The following is a 19,499-nucleotide window of genomic DNA, read 5'->3' on the forward strand; positions in this document are numbered from 1 at the left end:
TTCGGAAAGCGGCGGGATCACTGGAACTGCGACAGGAAGCGCAGGTCGCCGTCGAAGAACAGCCGCAGGTCGTTCACGCCGTAGCGCAGCATGGTCAGCCGGTCCGGGCCCATGCCGAAGGCAAAGCCGATGTAGCGCTCGGGGTCCAGCCCCATGTTGCGCACCACGTTCGGATGCACCTGGCCGGAGCCGGCCACTTCCAGCCAGCGGCCGGCCAGCGGGCCGCTCTGGAACTGGATGTCGATCTCGGCACTGGGCTCGGTGAACGGGAAGAAGCTCGGGCGGAAACGCAGCACCAGGTCATCGCTCTCGAAGAAGGTGCGGCAGAAATCCGTGAACACGACCTTCAAGTCCTTGAAGCTCACGTTCTCGCCCAGCCACAGACCTTCGCACTGGTGGAACATGGGCGAGTGCGTGGCATCGCTGTCCACGCGGTAGGTGCGGCCCGGCGCGATCACGCGGATCTCGGGCGCCCGGGTCTGGCCCCTGGGATCGGCCGCGGCGGCTTCGAAGGCGGCGGCATGCTTGCGGATGTGCTGGTGGGCATAGCGCACCTGCATCGGGCTGGTGTGCGGTCGCAGGTTGTAGGGGATGCCGTCCTCGCCCTGGATGTCGACGTAGAACGTGTCCTGCATGGAACGCGCCGGATGGTTGGGCGGGTTGTTCAGCGAGGTGAAGCTGTGCCAGTCGCTCTCGATCTCGGGGCCGTCGGCGACGTCGAAACCCATGCTCGCGAAGATGGCCTCGATGCGCTCCAGCGTGCGCGAGACCGGATGCAGCCCACCGGCACCGCGCTGGCGGCCGGGCAGCGTCACGTCCAGCGCCTCGGCCTTCAGCTGCAGGGCCAGTTCGGCATCGGCCATGCCCTGGCGTGCGGCATTCAGTGCCGCTTCGATCGCCTGCTTGGCCTGGTTGATGGCAGCGCCGCGCGTCTTCTTCTCGTCCACGCTGAGCGCGCCCATGCCCTTCATGAGCTCGGTCAGGCGACCGGACTTGCCCAGGAAGCGCGCCTTGGCGTTCTCCAGGTCGGCCGGCGTGGTGGCGGCGGTGAAGTCCTCGCGCGCCTGCGCGACGATGGCATCCAAATCGTTCATGGGAATTCTTGGCAAATGAAAAAGGGCCGAGACTCCTGCAGGAAATCCCGGCCCCTGAGGTCCTGAGCAATGGTGGGTGAAGCCGGGCCCGAAGGCCGTCTCACCCGCGTGGCACTCAGGCCGCCAGCTTGGCCTTGACCTGCTCGACGATGCCGGCAAAAGCGGCCTTGTCGTGCACGGCGATGTCGGCCAACACCTTGCGGTCGATCTCGATCGACGCCTTCTTCAGGCCATTGGCGAACTGGCTGTAGGTCAGGCCCAGTTCACGTGCAGCGGCGTTGATACGCGCGATCCACAGCTGACGGAACACGCGCTTGCGGGTCCGACGGTCGCGGTAGGCGTATTGGCCCGCCTTCATCACCGCCTGCTTGGCGATGCGGAAGACGTTGCCGCGGCGGCCGCGGAAACCCTTGGCGAGGTTCAGAACTTTCTTGTGACGTGCACGTGCGGTGACACCACGTTTGACGCGAGGCATTGAATTACTCCTTGTTCGTCTTGAGAATCAGATGCCGCGGCCGGGCAGCATCTGCGCCATCGAGGCCATGTTGGTCTCGTGCACAGACACAGCACCACGCAGTTGGCGCTTGTTCTTGGTGGTCTTCTTGGTCAGGATGTGACGCTTGAAGGCTTGACCGCGCTTGACGGTGCCACCGGGACGAACGCGGAAGCGTTTCTTCGCCGCGCTCTTGGTCTTCATTTTGGGCATGTGACTGCTCCTTCTTGGTTGTGCTCGTGAGGCGCCGGAAACCGATCCCGGACTTGTTGGCCCCGAGCCACTTTTGGTGCGAAGGCCTGGTGGCCCTCGCGTTCAGCGCCGGCAGGCGACCAACCCGCCGACGTTGAATTCTTCGTCCTGCCTCAGGAAGCTGCGCTGGGCGCGGCTTCCGCGGCAGGCTTGGCCGCAGCCGGCTTCTTGCGCGCCGGCGCGATCATCATGATCATCTGGCGGCCTTCCAGCTTCGGAAACTGCTCGACGATGATGCTGTCGGCCAGGTCGTTGCGGATGCGCTGCAACAGCGCCATGCCCAATTCCTGGTGCGTAATCTCGCGGCCGCGGAAGCGCAGCGTGATCTTGCATTTGTCGCCATCGGCCAGAAAGCGCCGGATGTTGCGCATCTTGATGTTGTAGTCGCCGTCGTCCGTACCCGGACGGAACTTGACTTCCTTGATCTCGATGACCGTCTGCTTGGCTTTCGCGTCGGCCGCCTTCTTCTGCTCTTGGTATTTGAACTTGCCGTAGTCCATCAACCGGCAGACGGGCGGGTTCGCCGCGGCGACGACCTCGACGAGGTCCACGTCCAGCTCGCCCGCCATGCGCAAGGCCTCGGCCAGACTCACGATGCCCAGGGGCTCGTTCTCGGGTCCGGACAGACGCACCTCCGGGGCCATGATCTCCCGGTTCAGGCGGTGCTTGCGTTCTTCGCGGTGACGACGGTCACGAAAATCAGTAGCGATGGCTCAATCCTTCAACATCAAACGCTATGTTTAAAATAGCAACAGCCGCCGTGTGCGCGCGGCCAAAACCGAACAAGGGGTCTTGCCTGACCCCGGATTCATGCCTTGGAAGCGATGTCTGCGGCAAGCTTCGCTTGGAAGTCCTGTAGCGGCATCACACCGAGGTCCAGATTGCCTCGGGCACGCACTGCGACGGCACCGGCTTCCCGCTCTTTGTCACCCACGACAAGGATGTAAGGAAGCTTTTGCATCGAATGCTCCCGTATTTTACGGGTAATCTTCTCGTTGCGCAGATCAAGCTCTACCCTAAACCCTTGATCCAGCAGCGTTTTGGCAACAGTCCGCGCGTAATCGGCCTGTCCGTCCGTGATGTTGAGGACGGAAACTTGCTTGGGCGCGAGCCACGCAGGCAGCGCGCCGGCGTGCTGCTCGATCAGGATGCCGATGAAACGCTCCAGGCTGCCGACGATGGCCCGGTGCAGCATGATGGGTCGGTGGCGCGCGCCATCCTCGCCCACGAAATCGGCGTCCAGGCGTTCAGGCAGGTTCGGATCGACCTGCATCGTTCCGCACTGCCACTGGCGGCCCAGCGCGTCCTTGAGCACGTATTCGATCTTGGGGCCATAGAAGGCGCCCTCGCCCGGCAGGTACTCGAATTCGCAGCCGGAGGCGCGCAGGCCCTCGGCCAGCGCGGCCTCGGCCTTGTCCCAACTCTCTTCGCTGCCGATCCGCTTCTCGGGGCGTGTGGACAGCTTGTAGAGAATCTCCGTGAAGCCGAAGTCCTTGTAGACCTTCTGCAGCAGCGTCGTGAAGGCCGTGACTTCGCCCTGGATCATGTCTTCGGTGCAGAAGATGTGGCCGTCGTCCTGCGTGAAGCCGCGCACGCGCATGATCCCGTGCAGGCCACCCGTGGGCTCGTTGCGGTGGCAGTTGCCGAACTCCCCGTAGCGCAGCGGCAAGTCACGGTAACTCTTGATGCCCTGCTTGAAGATCAGGATGTGGCCCGGGCAGTTCATCGGCTTGAGCGCGTAGTCGCGCTTTTCCGATTCCGTGACGAACATGTTCTCGCGGTACTTGTCCCAGTGGCCCGTCTTCTCCCACAGGCCCTTGTCCAAGATCTGCGGCCCCTTGACCTCCTGGTAGCCGTTGTCGCGGTACACGCGGCGCATGTACTGCTCGACCTCCTGCCACAGCGTCCAGCCCTTGGGATGCCAGAACACCATGCCTGGAGCGTGGTCGTCGATGTGAAACAGGTCGAGCTCGCGGCCCAGCTTGCGGTGATCGCGCTTCTCGGCCTCCTCCAGCATCGTGAGGTATTGCTGGAGCTCGTCCTTCGTGGCCCAGGCCGTGCCGTAGATGCGCTGCAGCATCTCGTTGCGGTGGTCGCCGCGCCAGTAGGCGCCGGCCACTTTCATGAGCTTGAAGAAGCGCAGCTTGCCCGTGCTGGGCACGTGCGGGCCGCGGCACAGGTCTTCGAACTTGCCTTCGCGGTACAGCGACACATCTTCGTTGGACGGGATGCTCGCGATGATCTCGGCCTTGTAATGCTCGCCCAGGCCCTCGAAATACGCGACGGCCTCGTCCCGCGGCAACACGCGGCGCACCACGGGCTCGTCCTTGGCGGCCAGTTCGGCCATCTTCTTCTCGATGGCGACCAGGTCCTCGGGCGTGAACGGGCGCTTGTACGAGAAGTCGTAGTAGAAGCCGTTCTCGATGACCGGACCGATCGTGACCTGGGCCTCGGGGAACAGCTCCTTGACGGCATAGGCCAGCAGGTGGGCCGTGGAGTGGCGGATCACCTCCAGGCCATCGGCGTCCTTGGCCGTCACGATGGACAGCGGACTGTTGGCCGTGATCTGGTGGCTCGTGTCGACGACCTTGCCGTTGATCTTGCCGGCCAAGGCCGCCTTGGCCAGGCCGGAGCCGATCGACGCAGCGACTTCGGCCACCGTGACCGGGCCGGGGAACTCGCGCTGCGAACCGTCGGGAAGCGTGATGTGGATCATGGGTTCTATGCTCATCAGGAAGAGAGATCGCGCCAACAAAAAAGCGCGGAACAAGTCCGCGCTTTTCTGGTGGGGATGCAGGCAGGCAGGCGCGAACGGACGGCCCTAAGGTCCAGTGGACGGGCCGGTGGAGGTCTCCGTCGTAGTTCGCGGTGTCATAACCAGCATGCCTTTCTCGCCCTTGTTGGTGGAAGCAAAGCGCGCATTCTAGCGGGCCGCATGAAAAAAAGGCCCCAGCAGTTGCCCACCGGAGCCCTGTCTCCTCGTTCTGTCAATCAGTGGAACTGTTCTTCCTCGGTCGAGCCGGTCAGCGCCTTGACGCTGGACGAGCCGCCCTGGATCACGGTGGTCACGTCGTCGAAGTAGCCGGCGCCGACTTCCTGCTGGTGCGAGACGAAGGTGTAGCCCTGCTCGCGCGCTGCGAATTCCGGCTCCTGCACCATCTCCACGTAGTGCTTCATGCCTTCGCCGCGTGCATAGGCATGGGCGAACTTGAAGGTGTTGTACCAGTTGACGTGAATGCCGGCCAAGGTGATGAACTGGTACTTGTAGCCCAGCGCGGACAGTTCGTCCTGGAACTTGGCGATCGTCTTGTCGTCCAGGTTCTTCTTCCAGTTGAACGAGGGCGAGCAGTTGTACGACAGCAGCTTGCCCGGGCTCTTGGCATGCACGGCCTGTGCGAACTCACGGGCGAAGCCCAGGTCCGGCGTGCCGGTTTCGCACCAGACCAGATCGGCGTAGGGCGCGTAGGCCACGCCGCGGCTGATGGCCTGCTCCAGACCGTTCTTGACGCGGTAGAAGCCTTCCTGCGTGCGCTCGCCCGTCAGGAAGGGCTTGTCGTTGGCGTCGTGGTCGGAGGTGATCAGGTTGGCCGCTTCCGCATCGGTGCGCGCCAGCACGATGGTGGAGACGCCCATCACGTCGGCGGCGAAGCGCGCGGCGATCAGCTTCTCGCAGGCCTCCTGCGTGGGGACCAGCACCTTGCCGCCCATGTGGCCGCACTTCTTGACGGCGGCCAGTTGGTCTTCGAAGTGCACGCCCGCGGCGCCGGCCGCGATCATGTTCTTCATGAGTTCGAACGCGTTCAGCACGCCGCCGAAGCCGGCTTCCGCATCGGCCACGATGGGCAGGAAGTAGTCGATGAACTCCTTGTGGCCCGGCTCGATGCCACGGCCCCACTGGATCTCGTCGGCGCGCTTGAAGGTGTTGTTGATGCGGCGGACCATGGTCGGCACCGAGTCGTAGGCGTACAACGACTGGTCGGGGTACATGGTCTCGGAGGTGTTGCCGTCGGCGGCCACCTGCCAGCCCGACAGGTACACGGCCTCCAGGCCTGCCTTGGCCTGCTGCATGGCCTGACCGGCGGAGATCGCGCCGAAGGCGTTCACGTAGCCCTTCTTGGCGCCGCCGTTGATCTTCTCCCACAGCTTGTCGGCACCGCGCTTGGCCAGCGTGTACTCGATCGGCAGCGAGCCGCGCAGGCGCACCACGTCGGCCGCGCTGTAGCCACGCTTGACGCCCTTCCAGCGCGGATTGGTCGCCCAGTCCTTTTCGAGGGCGGCGATCTGCTGTTCACGGCTGAGTTGTTCGGTGAGCGATTGGGGCATGGAAATCTCCTGAGCGTTGATGGGACGAACAAATTCTATGTCTTATATAAGACTTGATAAACCTCATATGTCTTATACAAGACAAAAAAATTCCTCTTCCTAAACAATGGCTTAAACCATGCATTTCTCAACACGAAATCAAAAGTTTCATCCCAAAACGTGGGTCAAATGAAAGCCCGGTAAATATTCCGTATTGTGAAACAGCATTTTGGTGATGCAGTGCAGCAATCCGCGTCGCGGCCATCGGCCATGATGCGCGGCTCTTCGCCCCAACTCCTACATGAGATTCGTGACCTCCTCCACCCATCGCCTCGTCGCGAGTGCCTGCCTCGCCGCCAGCATGATCCTGGTCGGCAGCTATGTCGCGCTGTCCAAACCTCTGGCGGCCGCCTTCCCGGTTCTGTTGCTGGCATGGCTGCGTTTCGGCATCGCCGCCATCGCCATGCTGCCCTGGCTGCGCAAGCCGGCCAACGAACCACCGATGCAGCCCAGCACCCGCCGCCTTGTGTTCCTGGAATCCTTCCTCGGCAACTTCCTGTTCTCCATCTGCATGATCTACGGCGTCAGCATGACGAGCGCCGTATCCGCAGGCGTAGTCATGGCGGCCATCCCGGCCGCTGTGGCCGTCGCCAGCTGGCTGCTGCTGCGCGAACGCGTCACGGGCCGCACCTGGGCAGCGGTGGCCTGCGCGGTGGTGGGCATCGGTCTGTTGGCCATTGCCAAGCCAGGCCACGACATGCCAGGCGGCGGCAGCCAAGGAAAGGCGGTGCTGGGCCACCTGCTGCTGTTCGCCGCGGTGCTGTGCGAGGCCGCGTACGCGGTCATCGGGAAGAAGCTCACGGGCACCCTGGGGCCCAAGCGCATCAGCGCACTGATCAACCTCTGGGGCCTGGCGCTCGCCACACCGTTCGGGCTGTACTTCGCCGCACAGTTCGACTTCGGCGCCGTCAGCGCGGGGCTGTGGACGCTGCTGCTGTTCTATGCCCTGGCCGCCAGCGTCTGGACCGTGTGGCTCTGGATGACCGGGCTGCGCACCATCCCAGCGGCGCAGGCTGGCGTGTTCACCGTGCTGCTGCCCGTCAGCGCCGCCTTGACGGGCGTGCTCGCGCTCGGTGAGCGGATGGGCGCCCTCGAATTGCTGGCGCTGGCGATCGCGCTGGTCGGCGTGGCCCTCGCAACGCTGCCAGGCCCCTCGGTCAGCGATCTTTGAGACGGTGCGCCGCCGGTCGCACGTTCTCCTGGCGCGCGGGTAGCACCGGCGCATGCTCGCGTGGCGCGTTCAACACGATGGAGGTCGAGGTGTCCGCCAGCACGCAGAACTTGCTCACGACCGCATCCAGGTGCGGCACATCGATCACCGCGATCTCGAGCACCCAGCTGTCCTCGCCCGTCACGTTGAAGGCATTGATGACCTCGGGTGTCTGCTCGATGAGCTTGACCACGCGCGCGTACTCGGCGCGCCCGACCCGCACGAGCGCACGGATACCGTAGCCAAGACGCGACAGGTCGAGCTCGGCGCGGTAGGCCTTGATGACCCCTGCGATCTCGAGCTTGCGCACGCGCTCGGTGACCGCCGGCTGGCTCAGATGCACCCTGCGGCCCAGCTCGGCCATGGTCATGCGGGCATCGCGCTGCAACTCCGCGAGGATCTTGTCGTCATAGGCATCGAGTGCATGGGCTTCGGCGATCATCGCAAACTCTTTAATAATCTGAAGTTGGTTGTCATTCTACTTATCAGAAATTCGAAATTTCGATGATTTTCTTTCCAACACCAATGTCGCACCAGGGAGATGCGCGCTACCAGCGCGGCAGTACCGTGCAGCCCCGCCGTGGACGCAGGCCGCGCGCCCCGCCGCGCACGCCGTGCGACGCGCTCGTCGGCACCCGCGCACGCAGCGCGTTGGCACGCGAAAAATCCTCGCCACGCAGAGCGAAAAAGGGCTTGTTCTCTCTTGGAAAGGCGTTTCTTCTCCATTAGCATCCGCTCTGCCAGTGAGGAAGGTTTTTTTCGCTGGTGACAACGCAACACCAAAAAGGAATCTCAATCATGGCAACTGCAAAGAAAGCGCCCGCGAAAGCGGCACCGGCGAAGAAGGCGGCACCGGCCGCAGCGAAGAAGGCACCGGCGGCAAAGAAGGCCGCGGCCCCCGCCAAGAAGGCTGCGGCTCCGGCAAAGAAGGCCGCAGCTCCTGCCAAGAAGGCAGCGCCGGCCAAGAAGGCCGCCGCACCTGCCAAGAAGCGCGCCGTCAACGCCGCCTTCATGAAGGCCCTGACGCCCAGCGCAGCTCTGGCTGGCGTGGTCGGTGCCGCACCGATGCCGCGCACCGAAGTGGTCAGCAAGCTGTGGGTCTACATCAAGAAGAACAAGCTGCAGGACAGCGTCAACAAGCGCATGATCAACGCCGACGCCAAGCTGAAGGAAGTCTTCGGCAAGGCCCAGGTGTCCATGTTCGAGATGGCTGGCCTGATCGGCAAGCACCTCAAGTAAGACGGCTTCCACCGTCTCTCGCAAGGCCGGCTCTGCCGGCCTTTTTCATTGGCGCTCAGGCCTTGCCAGCCCTCTTCAAAGCCGCCTGCGTGATCGCGCTCAAGGTGCCGCGCGTGGTGATGACCTCCGGGTCCAGCACCGCCTCGATCAGCGTGCCGTTCGGCCGCTCCAGCGCCGCCAGCAGCTGCGCCTCGAACTCTTCGGTGCGCGTGATGCGCACGCCGGCGTAGCCGTAGGCCTCGGCCAGCTTCACGAAATCGGGGTTGGCCAGCGCCGTGCCGCTCACATTCCGCGGGTACTCGCGCTCCTGGTGCATGCGGATGGTGCCGAACATGCCGTTGTTGAGCAGCAGGACGATGCTCTTGGCACCGCACTGCGCGGCCGTGGCGAGTTCCTGGCCGTTCATGAGGAAGTCGCCGTCTCCCGCGATCGTGAAGGCCACACGCCCCGTCGTGATGGCCGCAGCGATGGCCGCCGGCACGCCGTAGCCCATCGCGCCATTGGTCGGCGCCAGCTGCGTCTTGTGGCCCTTGGCCAGACCATGGTGGCGGAAGAAGCGGTGCATCCAGCTCGCGAAGTTGCCGGCGCCGTTGGTGACCACGGCATCGGCGGGCAGATGCTTCTGCAGCAGGCCGACGATCGCCGGCATGTCGATGTCGCCCGGCAGTGTCTGGGGTTTGAGGTTCTCCAGGTACTCGGCATTGGCGGCCTGGGTCCACTCCTCCCACGGCAGGCTGGTCGGCGCCGTCAGCACCTCGAGCGAGCGCGCCGCCGCGTTCATGGTCGCGTTGATGGCCAGGTCGGCCTGGTAGACGCGGTTGAGCTCCTCGGCGCTGGCGTGGATGTGCACCAGCTTCTGCGCGCTGCGCGGGGCCTGCAGCAGGGTGTAGCCGCCCGTGGTCATCTCGCCCAGGCGCGGACCGATCGCCACCACCAGGTCGCAGTCCTTGATGCGCTGCGCAAGCTTGGGGTTGATGCCGATGCCGATGTCGCCCGCGTACTGCGGATGCCAGTTGTCGAAGGTGTCCTGGAAGCGGAAGGCGTTGCCCACCGGCAGCTTCCAGTTCTCCGCGAAGCGCTGCAGCGCCTGCGCAGCCTGCGGCGTCCAGCCGCTGCCGCCGGCAATCACGAGCGGCTTCTTCGCCGCCAGCAGCATCTCGCGCAGCGTGCGCAGCGCGCCGGGGTCGCTCCAGGCCTGCACCGGCTCCACGCGGGGCAGCGGCGCCACCTCGACCTCCTGCACCAGCATGTCCTCGGGCAGGGCCAGCACCACGGGGCCGGGCCGGCCGTTCATGGCCGTGGCGAAGGCACGCGCCACGTACTCGGGAATGCGGCGCGCGTCGTCGATGCGCTCCACGCGCTTGGCGAAGCCCTTGGTGCTGGGGCCGAAGAAGCTCTGATAGTCGACCTCCTGGAACACCTCGCGGTCGCGCGAGTCGCTGGCCACGTCGCCGACGAACAGCACCATGGGCGTGGAATCCTGGAAGGCCGTGTGCACGCCGATCGACGCATTCGTGGCACCCGGCCCGCGCGTCACGAAGCAGACGCCGGGCCGGCCTGTCAGCTTGCCATGCGCCTCCGCCATGAAAGCGGCGCCGCCCTCCTGCCGGTTGATGACGAACTGGATGCGGTCCCGGTACGCGTGGAAGCCATCCAAGGCTGCGAGATAGCTCTCGCCCGGAACGCCGAACACGTGGCTCACGCCCTGCTCGACCAGACACTGCACCAACAAATGACCCGCGATCTGTTTGCTCATGGAATTCCTGTGGGAAGCTGCGTTGCGAAAGACGGCGGCCATTATGGGCCGAGGGTCTACACGCCTTGCCTTTATTCACCAAACAGTTAACTATTCAGCCATGAGCGCCAACCCCACCCCGACCGAACCGCGCACGCGCGACGCCGACCGCTCGCAGCTGATCATCCTGGACGCCGCGCGCGAGGAGTTCGCGCGCTACGGCCTGGCCGGCGCCCGCGTGGACCGCATCGCCGAGCGCGCCGGCGTCAACAAGCGCCTGATCTACTACTACTTCGAGAGCAAGGACGGCCTGTTCCTGGCCGTGCTGGAGCAGACCTACCTGGACATCCGCGAGGCCGAGAAGCAGCTGCACCTGGAGGAGCTGCCGCCGGCCCAGGCGATCCGCCGGCTCACCGAGTTCACCTGGGATTACTACCTCGCACACCCCGAGTTCCTGACCCTGCTCAACAGCGAAAACCTGCACCGCGGCGCGCACCTGGCGCAATCGGCCCGGGTGCGCGAGATGAACTCGCCACTGATCGACACGCTGGCCCAGATCCTGGAGCGCGGCCGCGTCGAGGGCCTGTTCCGCGGCGGCATCGATCCGCTGCAGCTGTACGTCTCCATCGCCGGCATGGCGTACTTCTACCTGTCCAACCAGCACACGCTGCGCGCCGTGTTCGGCCGCGACCTCATGACGCCCAAGGCCCAGCACGAACGCCTGTCCCACATGTGCGAGGTCGTCCTAGGGTATGTACTTAGGAGCTGAGCCAGGGCGCGCGTTGACGCCGGGAAGTTCGGGTTCCTAGAATGCGGCAATTCACCGTTTGGTGAAAACACCAGCCAACATCCGGAGACCCGACATGACCTCGACCCGCCTGGCCACCCTGCTCGCCGCCGCTCTGCTACCGGCCTTCGCCGCCGCCCAGGGCAACTACCCGAACAAGCCGATCCGCGTGGTCGTGCCGTTCGCGGCCGGCAGCACCACGGACATCATCGCGCGCGCCATCACCGACAAGATGGGCCAGAGCATGGGCCAGACCCTGGTGGTGGACAACCGCGGCGGCGCCAGCGGCACGATCGGCCAGCAGGCCGTGGCCACGGCCGCGCCGGACGGCTACACGGTCATGATCCACTCGTCCTCGCACACGGTCAGCCCGTCCACCTTCGCCAAGCTGCCCTTCGACACCGTGGCCGATTTCGCTGGCGTCACGCCAATCTCCAGCACGCCCAACGTGCTCGTGATTTCGCCGGCCAAGGGCATCAAGTCGGTGCAGGAGCTGGTGGCCAAGGCCAAGGCCGAGCCCGGCAAGCTGAACTTCGCCTCCGCCGGCCAGGGCAGCGCCACCCACCTGAACGCCGAGAAGTTCAAGATGGCCGCCCACATCGACGCGACCAACATCCCCTTCAAGGGCTCGGCCGAGGCCGTCACCGAGGTGCTGGCCGGCCGCGTGGACTACTACTTCTCGCCCATCGCGCCCGTGATCGGCCAGATCAAGGACGGCCAGCTGCTGGCGCTGGCCGTCGGCTCGCCCAAGCGCGCGAGCGCCCTGCCCGACGTGCCGACCACGGCCGAAGGCGGCGTGCCCGGCTCGGAATTCAACTTCTGGATCGGCATGATGGCCCCGGCCAAGACACCGCGCGAGATCGTCAACCGCCTGCACGACGAAGTGCTCAAGGCGCTCGCCAGTCCCGAGGTCAAGGAGCGCTTCGCCAAGCTCGGCGCCGACGCCTGGACCATGAAGCCCGAAGAGTTCGACGCCTACATCAAGACCGAGATCCAGGCCAACGCCAAGCTGGTCAAGGCAGCCGGACTCTCGCCCTCCAACTGACCGCCCCGCCCCTTTCCGTTTCCCCCTCACGTTCGCAGGAAGTCCGCTATGCCTACCCAACGCCTTGGTCTGATCATGCACGGTGTCACCGGCCGCATGGGCATGAACCAGCACCTGATCCGCTCCATCGTCGCCATCCGCAACCAGGGCGGTGTCACGCTGTCGAACGGCGACAAGGTGATGCCCGACCCCATCCTGATCGGCCGCAACGCCGAGAAGATCGAGGCACTGGCCAAGGCCCATGGCATCGCCCGCTGGGGCACCAACCTGGAAGCGGCCCTCGCCAACAAAGACGACACGGTGTTCTTCGACGCCGGCACCACGCAGATGCGCCCCACGCTGCTGGCCCAGGCGCTGCGCGCCGGCAAGCACGTCTACTGCGAAAAGCCCATCGCCACCACGCTGGCCGAGGCCATGGAGATCGCCAAGACGGCCAGCAAGTCCGGCCTCAAGCACGGCGCCGTGCAGGACAAGCTGTTCCTGCCCGGCCTGCGCAAGCTGGACATGCTGCGCCGCGCCGGCTTCTTCGGGCGCATGCTGTCGGTGCGCCTGGAGTTCGGCTACTGGGTGTTCGAAGGCGACCTGCAGCCGATCCAGCGCCCGAGCTGGAACTACCGCGCCGAAGACGGCGGCGGCATGATCCTGGACATGATGTGCCACTGGCGCTACGTGCTGGACAACCTGTTCGGCGAGGTCCAATCCGTCTCCTGCCTGGCCGCCACGCACATCCCCAAGCGCTGGGACGAGGCCGGCAAGGAATACACGGCCACGGCCGACGACGCGGCCTATGCCACCTGCCAGCTCAAGGGCCACGGCGGCGAGGATGTCATTGCCCAGCTGAACATGAGCTGGGCCACGCGCGTGCGCCGCGACGACCTCGTGACCTTCCATGTCGATGGCACGCACGGCTCGGCTGTGGCGGGCCTCACGGACTGCCGGGCCCAGAGCCGCGTGACCACGCCGCGCCCGGTCTGGAACCCGGACGTCAAGCAGACCATGAACTTCTTCGACCAGTGGCAGGACGTGCCCGATTCCATGGTCTACGACAACGGCTTCAAGATCCAGTGGGAGCACTTCATCCGCCACGTGGTCGAAGACGCACCCTACAGCTGGACCTTGCCCGAGGGCGCCAAGGGCGTGCAGCTGGTCGAGGCCGCGCTGCAGTCGCACAAGGAACGCCGCTGGGTCGACGTGCCCGAACTGAAGGTCTGACGCCATGGCGCTCTCGATCCAACTCCCCACGCCGCAAGGCCTGGCCGACTACACCTTGCGCGGCCAGCCGCTGGCCCGCCCGCCGGCCGGCCTGAAGTTCAACCGCATCGCCTACTCGGCCGCGCACGTGGTGGCCGACCCGCTGGCCGCGGTCGATCCCTGGCTCACGGCCGCCGTGGACTGGGACGCCACCATCGCCTACCGCCAGCACCTGTGGTCGCTGGGCCTGGGGGTGGCCGAGGCCATGGACACGGCCCAGCGCGGCATGGGCCTGGACTGGCCCACCTCGCTGGAGCTGATCCGCCGCTCGCTGGACGCGGCCCGAGACCACCCCGGCGCCTTCGTGGCCTCGGGCTGCGGCACCGACCACCTGGACATCGACAGCGTCAAGAGCGTGGACGACGTGATCCGCGGCTACGAAGAGCAGATGGCCGCCATCGAGAAGCTCGGCGGCAAGCTCATCATCATGGCCAGCCGCGCGCTGGCCCGCGTGGCCAAGAGCCCGGCCGACTACGAGCGCGTGTACGGCCGCATCCTGTCGCAGGCCAAGCAGCCCGTGGTGCTGCACTGGCTGGGCCCGATGTTCGATCCGGCCCTGGCGGGCTACTGGGGCAGCGACGACGCCGACGCAGCCATGGATACCGCCCTGGCCGTGATCGCTGTCCATCCGGCCAAGGTCGACGGCATCAAGATCTCCCTGCTCGACAAGGACAAGGAGATCGCCATGCGCCGGCGCCTGCCCGCGGGCGTGCGCATGTACACGGGCGACGACTTCAACTATGCCGAGCTGATCGCCGGCGACGGCTGGGGCAGCGCGCCGACCCACGGACAGAGCGATGCGCTGCTGGGCATCTTCGACGCGATCGCGCCGGCCGCCAGTGCCGGCCTGGGTGCGCTGGCCCAGGGAGACCTGGAGCGCTTCCACGCCATCCTGGGCCCCACGGTGCCGCTGTCGCGCCACATCTTCGCGGCGCCCACACGCTTCTACAAGACGGGCGTGGTGTTCATGGCCTGGCTCAACGGCCACCAGAAGCACTTCAGCATGGTCGGTGGCCAACAGAGCACGCGCTCGCTGCAGCACCTGGCAGAACTGTTCCGCCTGGCCGATGCGGCCAACGTGCTGGAGCAACCCGAACTGGCCGTGCAGCGCATGCGCGCGCTGCTGGCGGTCCACGGCATCGCTTGAGCCCCGGGGCCGCAGGCGCGGCCCCCACCACAGTTGGAGACAGACATGCACGCCTTTTCACGCCGCGCCCTGACGGCCCTCGCCCTCGCACTGCCATTCACGGCCGCATTGGCCAACGACTACCCCAACAAGCCCGTGCGCGTGATCATCCCGTTCCCGCCGGGCGGCACGCTGGACACCGTGGGCCGATTGCTCGCGCAAAAGCTCAGCGAGCAGACCGGCCAGAACTTCATCGTCGACAACCGGCCCGGCGGCAACGCCACCATCGGTGCGGGCGCGGTGGCCAAGTCGCCGGCCGATGGCTACACGCTGCTGTTCAACGCCTCGACCTTCACGACCTCCACGCACTTCCTGAAGACGCCGCCCTACGACCCGCTGACCGACTTCACGCCGATCGCCCTGGTGGCCAAGGCGCCGCTGTCGGTCTCGGTCAACAAGGACCTGCCCATCACCGACGTCAAGTCGCTGATCTCGCATGCCAAGGCCAACCCCGGCAAGCTCAGCTTCGCGGTCGGCTCGATCGCCTCGGCCGGGCATTTCTCGACCGAGCTCATCAAGAGCAGCGCGGGCCTGAACCTGCAGATCGTCCCCTACAAGGGCTCGGCCCCGGCCTACCAGGATCTCGTTGGCGGGCAGATCGCCGGCTTCGTCGACCCGGTGCTGGGTGCGACCTCGTTCTACAAGAGCGGCATGCTCAAGATCATCGCCGTGACCTCCAAGACGCGGCTGCCCACGCTGCCCGATGTGCCCACGGTCGGCGAGACCATCCCCGGCTACGAGTTCTACAGCTGGTACGGCCTGTGGGGCCCGGCGAAGCTGCCGGCCGAGATCACGGCCAAGCTCAACGCCGAAGTCAACAAGGCGCTGGCCGGCGAGATGAAGGAACGGCTGACCAGCCAGGGCATCCTGCTCGGCGGCGGCAGCCCCGAGGAGTTCGCGCGTTTCCAGAAGGACGACACGGCGCGCGCGTTCAAGACGATTGCCGATGCCAACATCCGCCCCGAGTGAAGCGCGTGAGGCCCGCGCCGTCGTGACCGGCAGCAGCGCCGGCATCGGCGCCGCGATCGCCCGGGCCCTGCTCGGGCAGGGCTGGGCCGTGACGGGCATGGATCGCGCGGCAGCCACCATCGACCATGCGGGCTACCGCCATGTGCAGGTGGACCTGGCCGACGGCATGGCCACCGAAGCGGCCGCCCGCGCGGCCGAGGGTGTGCAGGCCTTCGTGCACGCCGCCGGCGTGCTGCGCGTGGCACCGCTGGGCCGCCTGCAGCCCGAGGACGGCGCCCGCATGTGGCAGCTGCACGTGGACGCACCGAGCCGCATCGCCAACATCCTGCTGCCCGCCATGGCCAGCGCCGGCCACGGCCGCGTGGTGCTGATCGGCAGCCGCGTGGCCAGCGGCGTGGCCAGCCGCAGCCAGTACGCCGCCACCAAGGCCGCCATGCTGGCACTGGCACGCAGCTGGGCGGCCGAGGTCGTGGCCCAGGGCGTCACGGTCAACGTGGTCTCGCCGGCCGCCACGCGCACCGGCATGCTGGACGATCCGGCGCGCCAGACCGAACAACCCAAGCTGCCGCCCATGGGCCGGCTCATCGAACCCGACGAGATCGCCGCGCTCGTGGGCTTCCTGCTCTCGCCCGCAGCCGCGCCCATCACGGGCCAGGACATCCGCGTCTGCGGCGGGGCATCGCTGTGAGGGGCGCTCCGGTCGGCCTGATCGGCCTGGGCCTCGTGGGCCAGGCCATCGCCCAGCGCCTGCGCGCGGCCGGCATGCCTGTGCTGGGCCACGACATCCGGCCAGAAGCGCGTGCGGGCTTCACAGCGCAGGGCTTCGACGCGGCCGACAGCGCGCGCACGCTGGGCGAACGCTGCGACCGTGTGGTTCTCGCCGTGTTCGACACGGCCGGTGTCATCGACAGCGTGGAGGGCGCGACAGGCCTGCTGGCGGGCACGGCGCCGCGCACGCAACTGCTCATCGATTGCTCCACGGGCGAGCCCGACCAGCTGCAAGCCCTGGCCGGCCGGCTCGCCGCGCGCGGCCTGGGCTTCGTCGAAGCGCCGCTGTCCGGCTCCAGCGAACAGATCGCGGCCGGCCAGGCCACCATGCTGGTCGGCACCGATGCGGCCACCCTGGTCCGCGCCGCGCCGCTGCTGGACTGCATCGCCGCCACCCGCGTGCACGTGGGCGGCCCCGGCATGGGCGCGCGCGCCAAGCTGGCCACCAACCTCGTGCTGGGCCTGAACCGCGCCGTGTTGGCGGAAGGCATGGTCTTCGCCGAGCGGCTGGGCATCGCGCCCGCGGCCTTCCTCGAACTCGTGCTGGCCACGCCCGCGCGCTCGGGCGCGGCCGAGGCCAAGGGCCGCATGATGGTCGAGGAACGCTTCGCGCCGCAGTCGCGCATCCGCCAGCACCTCAAGGACGTGGACCTGATGCTGGCCGCGGCGGCGGCGCAAGGCCAGGCCCTGCCGCTGTCCCAGACCCACGCCGCCCTCATGCGCGCGGCCATCGCGGCCGGTGACGGCGAACTCGACAACGCCGCCATCGTGCGCCAGCTGCGCCGCGAGCGCATTCCCCCTTCTTCATCCTGAACCGCCCACCCCATGCGCGACTTCTCCTCCAGCCACGAATGGCTGTCCATGAACACCGCCACCGTGCGCAAGCAGTGGCAGCTGCCGCAAATCATCGACGAGTGCGCGCGCCGCGGCATCCGCGCCATCAGCCCCTGGCGCGACCAGGTGGCGGCCGCCGGCCTGCAGGCCACGCGCCGCCAGCTGAAGGAGCACGGCATGCAGCTGTCGGGCTACTGCCGCGGCGGCTTCTACACCGCCGCCGACCAGGCTGGCCTGGCCGTTGCGCTGGACGACAACCGCCGCGCCATCGACGAGGCCAAAACCTTGGACGCGGCCTGTCTCGTGCTCGTCGTCGGTTCGCTGCCCGGCGCGCTCTCGGGCAAGCCCCAGTACACCGACATCGCACGCGCGCGCAACGAAGTGCGCGACGGCATCGCCGCCTCGCTGGAGTACGCCCGCGAGGTCGGCATGCCGCTGGCCATCGAGCCGCTGCACCCCATGCAGGCCGCCGAGCGCGCCTGCATCAACACGCTGGAGCACGCGCTGGACCTGTGCGACGCGCTCGACCCCGGCCAGACCGGCATGCTGGGCGTGGCCATGGACGTCTACCACTGCTGGTGGGACCCCAAACTCGAGCAGCAGATCGCGCGCGCCGGCGACGCGGAGCACACGCGCCTTCTGGCCTACCACGTGTGCGACTGGCTCACGCCCACGCGCGACCTGCTCAACGACCGCGGCATGATGGGCGACGGCGTGGTGGAGCTGAAAAAGATCCGTGGATGGGTCGAGCAGGCCGGTTTCGCGGGCTTCGCCGAGGTCGAGATCTTCTCGGAGCGCGACTGGTGGCAGCGGCCCGGTGGCGAAGTGCTGGACACCTGCGTCGCACGCCACAAGAGCGCGGTATAAACCGCGCCGTGCATTCCGCTCCCCCGACCCACGCCGCCGCCAACCGACGCGGCATCTGGATGATGGTGGGGGCCATGGCGGGCTTCGTCGTCAACGACGCCATCGTCAAGCATGTGAGCGAGGCCATGCCCTCGGCGCAGCTGATCTTCCTGCGCGGTGCGCTGGCCTCGCTGCTGGTGCTGGGCATGGCCGTTCTGCTGGGTGCCGGTGCACAGCTGCGGCACGTGGTGCACCGCCGCGTGGCGTCGCGGGCCTTGGTCGATGCCTGCGCCACGGTGATGTACCTGCTGTCGCTGTTCCACCTGCCGCTCGGCAATGCCACGGCCATCAACCTTGCGGCGCCGCTGTTCATGGTGGTGTTCGCCGTCTGGTTCCTGCACGAGCGCCCGGGCGCCGCACGCTGGCTCGCGGTCGCCGTGGGGTTCGCCGGCGTGCTGTGCGTGGTGCAGCCGGCGGGCGACGGATTCAACGCCTGGGCACTGCTGTGCCTGGCGGGCACGCTGTTCCACGCCACGCGCGACCTGCTGACGCGGCGCATCGACCCGGCCATTCCCTCCATCGTCGTCACCCTGTCGACGGCGCTGGCCGTCACGCTGCTGGCCGGGGCGCTGTCGCTGTTCCAAGGGTGGCGGCCCTTCGCCCTGGTGCACCTGGCCTGGCTCGGGGCGGCCGCGGTGTTCCTCGTGGCCGGCTACTTCCTGATCATCCAGTGCATGCGCCAGGGCGAGGTGTCGCTCACGGCACCATTCCGCTATTCGGCCTTGTTGTTCGCCGTGCTGCTGGGGTATGTGGTCTGGGGCGACGTGCCGAACGCTTGGGCATGGTGCGGCATCGCGCTGCTGCTGGGCTCCGGGCTATATGTGGTGCACGACCAGCGCGGCCGCACCGCGCGGGCGCAGCGCCTGGCACTGGACGCCTCGACCGACTGATTTCGGCGCGGCCCTTGAAACCATCCAATCACCATCCATATGGATGGCAGGAGGATGTTTCATGGCGACCACCGTTTCCATTCCACGCGTCAGCGAATCCGAAAAACTGACCATCAACCTCGGCTACGTCGACCTGGGCCAGGTCGACCTGCTGGTCGCCGAGGGCTTCTACGCCAACCGCAGCGACTTCATCCGCACCGCCATCCGCAACCAACTGGCCTTGCATGGGGACGCGCTGCGCCAGGTCGTTGCCCGCAAGATGCTGGTGCTTGGACTACAACAGTTCTCGGTCGCCGACCTCACGCGGGCCAAAGCGGCGGGCGAGAAACTGCAGATCAGGGTGCTGGGCCTGGCCAGCATCGCGCCCGATGTGCCAGCAGAACTTGCGGCGGAGACCATCGAATCCATCACCGTGCTGGGCGCATTGCATGCGAGCCCGGCCGTCCGCGCCGCGCTGGCCGGACGCATCACCTGAGAA

Annotated in this window: 20 protein-coding genes; 12 read left to right on the forward strand and 8 right to left on the reverse strand. The window is 66.8% G+C overall.

The features are described from left to right. Positions 1-17 precede the first annotated feature (17 nt). The 6 genes from pheS to aceA all read right to left on the reverse strand — a co-directional run bounded on the left by pheS (position 18) and on the right by aceA (position 6,162). A complete protein-coding gene (gene pheS / locus IE209_RS02875) occupies positions 18-1,094 on the reverse strand; it encodes a phenylalanine--tRNA ligase subunit alpha (RefSeq protein WP_189685530.1) in 1,077 nt (358 codons plus the stop codon). A gap of 115 nt (positions 1,095-1,209) precedes the next feature. After that, positions 1,210-1,569 carry a 50S ribosomal protein L20 gene (rplT, locus tag IE209_RS02880; protein WP_145546669.1) on the reverse strand — a complete coding sequence of 120 codons (360 nt, stop codon included), beginning with the start codon at positions 1,567-1,569 and terminating at the stop codon, positions 1,210-1,212. A gap of 27 nt (positions 1,570-1,596) precedes the next feature. Further along, positions 1,597-1,800 (reverse strand): 50S ribosomal protein L35, encoded by a 204-nt coding sequence (rpmI, locus tag IE209_RS02885; protein WP_145546667.1) that lies wholly within the window; start codon positions 1,798-1,800, stop codon positions 1,597-1,599. 152 nt (positions 1,801-1,952) lie between these two features. Continuing rightward, the gene (gene infC, locus IE209_RS02890) at positions 1,953-2,549 is read right to left on the reverse strand and encodes a translation initiation factor IF-3 (RefSeq protein WP_145546665.1); all 597 of its coding nucleotides are present in this window, start codon (positions 2,547-2,549) and stop codon (positions 1,953-1,955) included. Positions 2,550-2,647: 98 nt separating this feature from the next. Continuing rightward, on the reverse strand, positions 2,648-4,555 hold the full coding sequence (gene thrS, locus IE209_RS02895) for a threonine--tRNA ligase (protein ID WP_189685531.1): 1,908 nt from the start codon (positions 4,553-4,555) through the stop codon (positions 2,648-2,650). Positions 4,556-4,830: 275 nt separating this feature from the next. Further along, a complete protein-coding gene (aceA, locus tag IE209_RS02900; protein WP_189685532.1) occupies positions 4,831-6,162 on the reverse strand; it encodes an isocitrate lyase in 1,332 nt (443 codons plus the stop codon). Between the two features lie 280 nt (positions 6,163-6,442). Between aceA and IE209_RS02905 the strand changes: the two genes are divergently transcribed. After that, positions 6,443-7,372, forward strand: coding sequence for a DMT family transporter (locus IE209_RS02905; RefSeq protein ID WP_189685533.1), 930 nt, complete (start codon positions 6,443-6,445; stop codon positions 7,370-7,372). On the opposite strand, the gene IE209_RS02910 is transcribed toward IE209_RS02905, so the two are convergent. Beyond that, a complete protein-coding gene (locus IE209_RS02910) occupies positions 7,359-7,853 on the reverse strand; it encodes an Lrp/AsnC family transcriptional regulator (RefSeq protein WP_114470365.1) in 495 nt (164 codons plus the stop codon). The two genes, IE209_RS02905 and IE209_RS02910, sit on opposite strands and share 14 nt — an antisense overlap. A 356-nt stretch (positions 7,854-8,209) precedes the next feature. On the opposite strand from IE209_RS02910, the gene IE209_RS02915 reads away from it, so the two are divergent. Continuing rightward, positions 8,210-8,650 carry an SWIB/MDM2 domain-containing protein gene (locus tag IE209_RS02915; RefSeq protein WP_114470366.1) on the forward strand — a complete coding sequence of 147 codons (441 nt, stop codon included), beginning with the start codon at positions 8,210-8,212 and terminating at the stop codon, positions 8,648-8,650. A gap of 55 nt (positions 8,651-8,705) precedes the next feature. On the opposite strand, the gene IE209_RS02920 is transcribed toward IE209_RS02915, so the two are convergent. Then, the gene (locus tag IE209_RS02920) at positions 8,706-10,406 is read right to left on the reverse strand and encodes a thiamine pyrophosphate-binding protein (protein WP_189685534.1); all 1,701 of its coding nucleotides are present in this window, start codon (positions 10,404-10,406) and stop codon (positions 8,706-8,708) included. Between the two features lie 100 nt (positions 10,407-10,506). Between IE209_RS02920 and IE209_RS02925 the strand changes: the two genes are divergently transcribed. The 10 genes from IE209_RS02925 to IE209_RS02970 all read left to right on the forward strand — a co-directional run bounded on the left by IE209_RS02925 (position 10,507) and on the right by IE209_RS02970 (position 19,496). Next, positions 10,507-11,154: a TetR/AcrR family transcriptional regulator gene (locus IE209_RS02925; protein WP_189685535.1), complete on the forward strand. Its 648-nt coding sequence runs from the start codon at positions 10,507-10,509 to the stop codon at positions 11,152-11,154. Between the two features lie 94 nt (positions 11,155-11,248). Next, positions 11,249-12,217: a tripartite tricarboxylate transporter substrate binding protein gene (locus tag IE209_RS02930; protein WP_189685536.1), complete on the forward strand. Its 969-nt coding sequence runs from the start codon at positions 11,249-11,251 to the stop codon at positions 12,215-12,217. Between the two features lie 48 nt (positions 12,218-12,265). Continuing rightward, positions 12,266-13,429 (forward strand): Gfo/Idh/MocA family protein, encoded by a 1,164-nt coding sequence (locus tag IE209_RS02935; RefSeq protein WP_189685537.1) that lies wholly within the window; start codon positions 12,266-12,268, stop codon positions 13,427-13,429. Positions 13,430-13,433: 4 nt separating this feature from the next. After that, on the forward strand, positions 13,434-14,615 hold the full coding sequence (locus IE209_RS02940; protein WP_189685538.1) for a dihydrodipicolinate synthase family protein: 1,182 nt from the start codon (positions 13,434-13,436) through the stop codon (positions 14,613-14,615). A 45-nt stretch (positions 14,616-14,660) separates the two neighbouring features. Next, a complete protein-coding gene (locus IE209_RS02945; RefSeq protein WP_189685539.1) occupies positions 14,661-15,623 on the forward strand; it encodes a Bug family tripartite tricarboxylate transporter substrate binding protein in 963 nt (320 codons plus the stop codon). Continuing rightward, a complete protein-coding gene (locus tag IE209_RS02950) occupies positions 15,601-16,311 on the forward strand; it encodes an SDR family NAD(P)-dependent oxidoreductase (RefSeq protein ID WP_189685540.1) in 711 nt (236 codons plus the stop codon). Before IE209_RS02945 ends, IE209_RS02950 begins: the two co-directional genes overlap by 23 nt. Then, the gene (locus IE209_RS02955; protein WP_229882670.1) at positions 16,308-17,204 is read left to right on the forward strand and encodes an NAD(P)-dependent oxidoreductase; all 897 of its coding nucleotides are present in this window, start codon (positions 16,308-16,310) and stop codon (positions 17,202-17,204) included. Before IE209_RS02950 ends, IE209_RS02955 begins: the two co-directional genes overlap by 4 nt. Positions 17,205-17,216: 12 nt before the next feature. Beyond that, entirely contained in the window at positions 17,217-18,092 is an 876-nt protein-coding gene (locus IE209_RS02960) for a sugar phosphate isomerase/epimerase family protein (RefSeq protein ID WP_189685541.1), read from the forward strand. Between the two features lie 8 nt (positions 18,093-18,100). Then, positions 18,101-19,021 (forward strand): DMT family transporter, encoded by a 921-nt coding sequence (locus IE209_RS02965; protein ID WP_189685542.1) that lies wholly within the window; start codon positions 18,101-18,103, stop codon positions 19,019-19,021. A gap of 61 nt (positions 19,022-19,082) precedes the next feature. Beyond that, the gene (locus IE209_RS02970) at positions 19,083-19,496 is read left to right on the forward strand and encodes a ribbon-helix-helix domain-containing protein (protein WP_189685543.1); all 414 of its coding nucleotides are present in this window, start codon (positions 19,083-19,085) and stop codon (positions 19,494-19,496) included. The last annotated feature ends 3 nt before the right edge of the window (positions 19,497-19,499 follow it).

This window comes from Pseudorhodoferax aquiterrae, from assembly GCF_014652235.1.
GTDB classification, from domain to species: domain Bacteria; phylum Pseudomonadota; class Gammaproteobacteria; order Burkholderiales; family Burkholderiaceae_C; genus Pseudorhodoferax; species Pseudorhodoferax aquiterrae.

Excerpts from the sequence above, each read along its gene's own strand:
- IE209_RS02915 (WP_114470366.1), top strand. The coding sequence starts at position 8,210 with ATGGCAACTGCAAAGAAAGCGCCCGCGAAAGCGGCACCGGCGAAGAAG.
- IE209_RS02970 (WP_189685543.1), top strand. The coding sequence starts at position 19,083 with ATGGCGACCACCGTTTCCATTCCACGCGTCAGCGAATCCGAAAAACTG.
- thrS (WP_189685531.1), bottom strand. The coding sequence starts at position 4,555 with ATGATCCACATCACGCTTCCCGACGGTTCGCAGCGCGAGTTCCCCGGC.
- IE209_RS02960 (WP_189685541.1), top strand. The coding sequence starts at position 17,217 with ATGCGCGACTTCTCCTCCAGCCACGAATGGCTGTCCATGAACACCGCC.
- IE209_RS02935 (WP_189685537.1), top strand. The coding sequence starts at position 12,266 with ATGCCTACCCAACGCCTTGGTCTGATCATGCACGGTGTCACCGGCCGC.
- IE209_RS02925 (WP_189685535.1), top strand. The coding sequence starts at position 10,507 with ATGAGCGCCAACCCCACCCCGACCGAACCGCGCACGCGCGACGCCGAC.
- aceA (WP_189685532.1), bottom strand. The coding sequence starts at position 6,162 with ATGCCCCAATCGCTCACCGAACAACTCAGCCGTGAACAGCAGATCGCC.
- IE209_RS02940 (WP_189685538.1), top strand. The coding sequence starts at position 13,434 with ATGGCGCTCTCGATCCAACTCCCCACGCCGCAAGGCCTGGCCGACTAC.
- IE209_RS02920 (WP_189685534.1), bottom strand. The coding sequence starts at position 10,406 with ATGAGCAAACAGATCGCGGGTCATTTGTTGGTGCAGTGTCTGGTCGAG.
- pheS (WP_189685530.1), bottom strand. The coding sequence starts at position 1,094 with ATGAACGATTTGGATGCCATCGTCGCGCAGGCGCGCGAGGACTTCACC.
- IE209_RS02905 (WP_189685533.1), top strand. The coding sequence starts at position 6,443 with ATGAGATTCGTGACCTCCTCCACCCATCGCCTCGTCGCGAGTGCCTGC.
- IE209_RS02930 (WP_189685536.1), top strand. The coding sequence starts at position 11,249 with ATGACCTCGACCCGCCTGGCCACCCTGCTCGCCGCCGCTCTGCTACCG.
- IE209_RS02945 (WP_189685539.1), top strand. The coding sequence starts at position 14,661 with ATGCACGCCTTTTCACGCCGCGCCCTGACGGCCCTCGCCCTCGCACTG.
- IE209_RS02950 (WP_189685540.1), top strand. The coding sequence starts at position 15,601 with ATGCCAACATCCGCCCCGAGTGAAGCGCGTGAGGCCCGCGCCGTCGTG.
- rpmI (WP_145546667.1), bottom strand. The coding sequence starts at position 1,800 with ATGCCCAAAATGAAGACCAAGAGCGCGGCGAAGAAACGCTTCCGCGTT.
- rplT (WP_145546669.1), bottom strand. The coding sequence starts at position 1,569 with ATGCCTCGCGTCAAACGTGGTGTCACCGCACGTGCACGTCACAAGAAA.
- IE209_RS02910 (WP_114470365.1), bottom strand. The coding sequence starts at position 7,853 with ATGATCGCCGAAGCCCATGCACTCGATGCCTATGACGACAAGATCCTC.